At 74.7% G+C, this 2,057-nt stretch carries 2 protein-coding genes; both read right to left on the bottom strand.

The window, feature by feature from the left end:
- The coding region (locus ACYVE9_RS24375) for a heparinase II/III family protein (protein ID WP_461030052.1) at positions 1-1,060 on the bottom strand (1,060 nt) is incomplete at its 3' end.
- On the bottom strand, positions 1,057-2,057 hold a 1,001-nt coding region (locus ACYVE9_RS24370), incomplete at its 5' end, for a Gfo/Idh/MocA family protein (RefSeq protein ID WP_461030051.1). The genes ACYVE9_RS24370 and ACYVE9_RS24375, both read right to left, overlap by 4 nt.

The following is a 2,057-nucleotide window of genomic DNA, read 5'->3' as shown; positions in this document are numbered from 1 at the left end:
CGCCGTCCACGACCAGGCCGTGCCCGTCGTCCGCGTCCCCCTGGCGCGGCGGCCGGAGCCGGTCGTCCACGCCGGCCGCGAGCGCGTCGGTCATCCGCAGCAGCACCAGCCGGATCGACGCCGGGACCGGCACGTCGGCGGCGTCGGCCTCGGCCACCGCGGCCAGGCCCAGTTCCAGCACCAGCCCGTGGTACTCGGTGGCCAGCTCGCGGTTGAGACCGGAGTCGAAGGTGTTGCCCCGCAGATGCCGCTCCAGCGACCGCAAGGCGTCGGCCCGCCAACGCGCCGAGCAGGGGAACCAGCCGAACGCGCAGGCCGCGGCGAACTGCCCGGCGGCCTCGGCGACGACGTGGTTGTTCGCCGACGACCCTCGGCTGGGGAACGCGGCCAGCCAGCGCTGGTGGTGCCAGATCTGGCGGAGCGCCGCGGGATTGCCCTCGAACAGCCCGGCCGCGCCCGGCCAGCCGTCGAGCAGCCGGCGGACCCACACCCAGGACAGCAGTCTGATGCCCAGTTCGATGCCGCTGGTCCAGTGCACCCCGCGCAGCGGCGCGTTGGCCGCCCACCACGACCTCAGGTGCTCGGCCACCCGCTCGGCGTACCGTTCGTTCCCGGTGAGCGCGTAGGCGGCGGCGAGCACGGTGAGGTACTGGTGCCGGGACAGCTCCCAGATCTGCTTGACGTCGCCGATCGCGTCCTCGTCGCGGTACGGGACGTCGAAGGCGTAGCCCCCCGGGGCCCGGCGCCCGGTCTTCGGGTCGTACCACCAGTCCGGGTCGGCCAGGTCGTCGCGGACCACCCCGAAGTACTCGGCGTGCCCGGCCATCAGCCGGTCCGCCTCGGCGATGAGACGTTTCGCGGCGTCCGGAGGCACCGCGGCGGTCGTCCCCGGGGGCAGTACCGCGGTGAACCGGGCGCCGGTCACGTTCGGGGCGTCCGGCCGCTTCGACCGCCACCGTTGTCTGCGCACCGCGTCGCCCACCCGGCCGCCGACCTCCCGCGGTCCCATCCGGGACAGCCGCCGCAGGTACCAGCGCGCGCTCCCGGCGCTCCCCGTCATCGCGCCTCCGCCAGCGTCACGGGTGCGCCGGTGGCGAGGCTGGCCCGCACGGCGAGCGTGGCCGTCGTGGTGGCGACCAGCGACTCCAGCGGTACCGGCATCGGCCCGCCGGTCCGCACCGCCTCGACGAACGCGTCCAGTTCGGCGCGCTGGCCCTTGTCCCGGGCCTTGGGCAGCCGGGAACTGATCCACCGCTTGCGGCCGTGGACCGAGGCACGGACGAAGTCGTCGAGCCGCAGCGCGCGGCCGTCCGCGACCAGGTCCAGCGTCTCCTTGGGAAAGCCGGCCGGGCCGGTGGTGACGTAGCTGATGGTGGCGGTGGACCCGCCGGGGTAGCGCAGCAGGACCTGGAGGTCCTCGTTGCCGGGTGCGGCGATCGCGTACACCGACACCGGGTCGGCCTCCAGCAGCCAGCTCACCGTGTCGACGAAGTGCCCGCCCTCGCCGGCGAACCGCGAGCCCTCGGTGCCCTGCCGGAGGTACCAGCTGCCGTGCTCCAGCCGGCCCGCGTTGACCAGGTAGCGGACGCTCGCCGGGCCGGTCCTGGCGCCGAACCGCTTCCTGGCCTCCCGGAGCAGCGGCGCGAACCGGCGGTTGAAGCCCACCTGCACCCGGTCGTTGCCGGACTCGTCCACCGCCGCGAGCACGCCGGCCAACTCGTCGTCGGTGAGCGCCAGCGGCTTCTCCACGAACACCGCCTTGCCGGCCAGCAGCGCCCTTCGGGTCAGTTCGGCGTGCGAGCTGTGGCGGGTGACCACGAACACCGCGTCGACGGACGGGTCGCCGAGCACGGCGTCGAGATCGGTGGTCGCCTCGGCGAAGCCGAACTTCCGCTTCGCGTTGGCCGCGGACAGCGCCGTCGTGGTGACGACCGTGGACAGCTCGACGCCGTCACGCTGCGCCAGGTGCGGCAGCAGCATCGACGTCGCGTAGTTCCCCGCGCCGACGAACGCCAGCCGCACCGGCGCCCCGGCCGCCCGGGCCGGGGCGGACACCC

Source organism: Streptomyces sparsus, assembly GCF_054776295.1.
Note: the sequence above shows the minus strand (reverse complement) of the source record. Positions and strands in the feature narration are given on the sequence as shown.